The 5,199-nt window shown below is 44.5% G+C and carries 3 protein-coding genes and 2 pseudogenes; 4 read left to right on the top strand and 1 reads right to left on the bottom strand.

All coding sequences use genetic code 11. The features are described from left to right. The 3 genes and pseudogenes from CCU_RS07350 to recO all read left to right on the top strand — a co-directional run. Positions 1 to 1,344 (top strand): annotated as a pseudogene (locus tag CCU_RS07350) (insulinase family protein); the annotation flags it as partial. 140 nt (positions 1,345 to 1,484) lie between these two features. Further along, entirely contained in the window at positions 1,485 to 2,384 is a 900-nt protein-coding gene (gene era, locus CCU_RS07345) for a GTPase Era (RefSeq protein WP_015534137.1), read from the top strand. Positions 2,385 to 2,481: 97 nt separating this feature from the next. Beyond that, complete coding sequence (gene recO, locus CCU_RS07340; protein ID WP_022216007.1) at positions 2,482 to 3,225, top strand: DNA repair protein RecO; 744 nt, start codon at positions 2,482 to 2,484, stop codon at positions 3,223 to 3,225. Between the two features lie 69 nt (positions 3,226 to 3,294). On the opposite strand, the gene pdxR is transcribed toward recO, so the two are convergent. Beyond that, on the bottom strand, positions 3,295 to 4,701 hold the full coding sequence (gene pdxR, locus CCU_RS07335) for a MocR-like pyridoxine biosynthesis transcription factor PdxR (protein WP_015534136.1): 1,407 nt from the start codon (positions 4,699 to 4,701) through the stop codon (positions 3,295 to 3,297). Positions 4,702 to 5,047: 346 nt separating this feature from the next. Here pdxR and CCU_RS14755 point away from each other — a divergent pair. Further along, positions 5,048 to 5,199, top strand: a pseudogene (locus CCU_RS14755) (glycine--tRNA ligase); the annotation flags it as partial.

Raw genomic sequence — 5,199 nt, 5'->3', positions numbered from 1 at the left:
ATAGATGACATTGACAAAGAGGCTGAGAAGCTCAAGAATGTTGAGTCTGAGATCGGCGGACTTCCGGTTGTAAGCCACGATATATTTACAAACGGTATAGGATATCTGAGGTTCTATTTTAATATAAATGATATAGATAATGACCTTGTGCCATATCTTGCTGTGCTGTCATGCCTGTTTAAATATATTGACACAGAGAAGCATACCTATGGACAGCTTTCAAATGAGATAGACAGTAATATAGGTGGAATAGAATTTGATATGGTTGGATATGCCAGTGACACGGATATCAAGAAGTTCTTTTACGTGTCAATGAAGGCACTCTATGAGAAGCTTCCATATGCCGTTGAACTGATGAAGGAGATTATGTTCTCATCTAAGATCGATGACAGGAAGAGACTGAAGGAGCTCCTGACGGAGGAGAAGTCCAGCATGAAGAATGGCATGGCTGCATCGGGACATGTGACCGCATACACCAGAGCCATGTCCTATATAGATGAGGGAGCAAGATTCACGGATGAGACCTGTGGAATCGCTTATTATGAATTCCTGTGTGACATAGTGGATCACTTCGATGAGAAGTACGATGACTTCATTGAGAAGCTTCAGTATGCCCTTGCAGAGGTACTCAGAAAGGGGGCACTTACGGTTTCATATACAGGAAATGAGGACGTGACAGATCTGCTTGAGGAATCATTTGCGGACTTTGGCATGGCACTCTCTACAAGACCTGCACATAAGGATGTGAAGCCTTTTGAGAAGGATCTCAAGAATGAGGGCTTCAAGACAGCCAGCCAGGTTCAGTATGTTGCCATAGCGGGTAATTTTGAGGATGCGGGATACAAGTACGACAGCTCACTGAGCGTTCTCAAAATCATATTCTCATATGGTTATCTGTGGGAAAATGTCCGTGTGAAGGGCGGCGCATATGGTGCCATGTGCTCATTTCTCAGGAATGGAACCTGCTATATGAGCTCATACAGAGATCCAAACCTCATGGAGACATATGACATATTCAAGAATGCATATAAGTTCGTGGAGAACTTTGAGTGCTCAGACAGAGATATGACCAAGTATATCATTGGAACCATGGCTCAGATAGATGCGCCGACGACTCCTGTTGCGGAGGGTATAAGCCACATGGCGAGATACTTTATGGGTGTTACAGATGAGCAGATCCAGAGCGAGCGTGACAAGATCCTCTCCACAGACAGAGATGCCATCAGAGCCCTTGCACCACTTGTGAAGGCTGTTACGGATTCAGGAATCATCTGCGCCATCGGCGGAGAGAGCAAGATAGAGGAGAATAAGGACAACTTCAAGGATGTACTTGCGATTTTCTAGGTATAGCCGACAGTCGATATAATGAGCGCAAGTGAGTGGGCGTGCTTGCATGACTTGCGAGCGGCGAATTAGGGTCATGACATAGTAAAGCTAGATGCGTATGCGTAGGTTAGCCTGCGCATGCAGGATGAAGGAGATATATGAATAAAGAATACAAATCAGGCTTCGTGTCCATCATAGGCAGACCAAACGTTGGAAAGTCGACACTTATGAACAGACTGATAGGACAGAAGATAGCGATAACAAGCAACAAGGCGCAGACCACGAGAAACAGGATACAGACCGTGTATACCAGCGATAAGGGACAGATTATCTTCCTGGACACACCGGGAATAAACAGGGCGAAGAACAAGCTTGGAGAGTACATGCTCAAGGTTGCTGAGAGTACGCTGGATGAGGTCGATGTGGTTCTCTGGATAGTTGAGGCCACAACATTTATCGGTGCAGGAGAGCGGTATATCATAGAACAGCTCCAGCATGTAAAGACACCTATAATTGTGGTTGTGAACAAGATAGACAACGTGGAGGAGAGCAAGGTATTTGAGGCGATAAATACCTATAAAGATGCCTGTGACTTTGCGGAAATAGTTCCTGTGTCGGCATTAAAGGGCAAGAACACAGATGAGCTCATAGATACCATTATGAAGTATCTTCCGTATGGACCACAGTATTATGATGAGGACACGATCACTGACCAGCCGGAGAGACAGATAGTTGCCGAACTCATCAGGGAGCAGGCGCTCCGTCAGCTTGATAAAGAGGTTCCCCATGGTATTGCAGTTGTGATTGATTCCATGAAAGAGAGACCGGATGGCGGCCTGATCGATATCGATGCGACAATCATATGTGAGAGGGACTCCCACAAGGGAATCATCATAGGAAAGCAGGGCGTCATGCTGAAGAAGATCGGTACTCATGCGAGATATGGAATAGAGAGACTTCTTGACACCAAGGTCAATCTGAAGCTTTGGGTAAAGGTCAAGAAGGACTGGAGAGATACAGATACATTGCTAAGGAACTTTGGGTTTAGAGACGAGTAGTGTGTGCAAACAGGATCGGTAAATGTGCAGTTGCTGCGGGCAGTGCATAGTTTGCCGATCTTGTCATGTTAAATTTGTTATGGAGGTGGATATACAATTGAGAGAAGAAGTAACATTGCATGGAATTGTACTGTCCAGCAGCCTCCAGAGCGAATATGACAGGAGAATGGTGGTCCTCACCAAAGAACGGGGCAGGATCACAGTATTTGCAACAGGTGTGAGGAGAGGAACGAATCCGCTCCAGTCCAAGACACAGATGTTTGTCATGGGAAGTTTTACATTGATCCCGGCGCGGGATTCATACAGGCTTGTGAATATAGATGTGGATGAATATTTCCATCAGCTCACCATGGACATAGATGCATACTGTTATGCATCGTATTTCTGCGAGGTCATGGGCTTCATGACCCATGAGGGAGACAGGGCAGCAGATTACCTCAATCTTCTGTATGTGAGTCTTAAGGCTCTGGAGAAGGGGCAGATGCCAGCAAAGCTCATCAGGTGCGTGTACGAGATAAAGCTTATGGATGTGTTCGGACAGGGAATACAGAGCTTCCACTGTCCGGTATGTGGCAAGGCTGAGGTGTCAAATGTATTCGATGCAGCATCGGGTGGACTGCTCTGCGATGGATGCAAAGGCCGGGCAAAACATCCGCTTCATCTATCGGATGACGCAGTATACACGATACAATACATAAATGGTGCACCGCTTGGCAAGATGTACAACTTCAATGTGTCAGATCCTGTACTGGCGGAGATACAGCTAGTGTCGAAGCAGTTCATGGATATGTATGTGGACAGGAAGTTCAAATCGGTGGAGATCATAGACTCGCTGCCATGAAAAAAAGAAGAGAATCCTACATGACGTGAGATTCTCTTCTTTTTGTATATTACCTGTCTAAAATACAAATCACAGAGAGTGTATTATTTTAGAGAACGCCTTCATCGCGCCGGGAAGTTTTTCATATGGTATGGCGCTGAAACCAAACAGAAGCTGGTTCTCAGGACAGAGATTCTTTCTTATCCAGAATGGTTCTGTGGAGAAGATTCGTATGCCTTTCTGTTCAAAAGCTGATATGAGCTCTGTCTGGGTAAGCTTTGAGTTCTTAACCTCTGCCACAAAGTGGAGACCGGCTCCGGCACCATACATGATCACATCATCTTCAAGATTCTGTTTCACATAATTCAATATATAATCATGCTTCTTTTTATAGTGATTCTTCATGGCGCCTATGTGGCGCTGATAATTACCACTCTGTATAAATTCAATAAGTGCAAGCTGCAGAACCGTTGGAACTGTGCAGTTGGTGTGTGAATATCTGGATTCATATGCCTTCATCAGATCTGCTGGAAGCACCATATATGATATTCGAAGATCCGGTGACATGGATTTGGAAAATGTCCCGAGATATATAGTGTGGTCGCTGTTATCGATGGATTGCAGGGATGGAATCGGTCTGCTTTGGTATCTGAGCTCGCTGTCGTAATCATCCTCGATGATATAACTTCCCGATTGAGCCGCCCACTCTATGAGCTCTAGCCTCTTGCTGATAGGCAATATGCTTCCCATAGGGAATTGGTGGGATGGGGTCACATATAACAGCGTGTCTCTGAGCCTCTGTATATGGTCTATTGATACACCGTCATTCTCAAGAGGTATGGGGATGATCCTGAACGGACTCTGGCTGACGATCTCCCATGTTCCGTTGTAGCCAGGGTCCTCTATGGCAAATGAATAGTCTGACGGACTGAATATATGCGTGATTATATCTATTGATCTCTGGTGGCCGCTCGTGAGAATGATCTGCTCCGGTGTGCAGTTTACACCTCTGGACATGTACAGATATTCGGTGATAAGACTGCGGAGGGTGTAACTTCCCTGTGACATCTGGTAGGAGGCGGTATCGGCCATGGATATCATGTCCCAGGCGTTCATAAGGCATTTGCGCCATGCCCTGGAGTGATAGCAGTTGTAGTCCAGGTTGCCGTAGCTGAACGTGTAGTCAAATGTCTTTCCTGATTGTCTGGAAGAATGCTGTATATTGTGGCTTTGTCTTGGCTTTTTGTCCGGAGAAAATGCAGAGATGTTCTCAACATAGTAGCCTGAGCCTGTCACGGAGCGTATATATCCTTCAAGTTCAAGCTGGTTGTAAGCAGATACTACTGTGTTGCGGCTCAGTTTATGTTCGGCGGCTAGCTGCCTTGTTGCAGGGAGCTTTTCACCTGCAGCATAGTGCTCATTAAGTATCTCGGATTTCATTTGTTCATATAATTGTTCGTATAGAGACTTATCGGAGGCCTTGTCTATTGATATCATTTCCGTGTTCCTTTCCTGCATATTATAAGCGTTAAAAATACCTTGTATCATTGGATATTTGCGTATTACTTGATTTGTTCATATTCCAATACTGCAAATTGGAACTATAAAAATACTTGAAATTGGAACTTTAGAAAGAACCAATCTGGTGCTATTATACAAGAGTCATAGCGAGTAAGCAATAAGAAGAAGTCATAAGGTGATGTCTGACGGCACAAATTATAGTAGCTTTGTATAAATAATATTACAAAATATGCCGTGAACCTTGCAAAAATATTTGAATGAGTATAAAATAAGGCGGATAGAGTGAAAAAATGCAAATTCGAATATGATTTGGAGGATTACAATGGAAAAGACATTAGACAAGATCGTTGCATTGGCAAAGAGCAGAGGATTTGTTTATCCAGGTTCAGAGATTTACGGTGGTCTCGCAAATACATGGGACTATGGTAATCTCGGAGTTGAACTCAAGAACAATGTTAAGAGAGCATGGTGGAA

The sequence above is a fragment of the Coprococcus sp. ART55/1 genome (genome assembly GCF_000210595.1).
Taxonomy (GTDB): Bacteria; Bacillota; Clostridia; order Lachnospirales; family Lachnospiraceae; genus Coprococcus; species Coprococcus aceti.
Note: the sequence above shows the minus strand (reverse complement) of the source record. Positions and strands in the feature narration are given on the sequence as shown.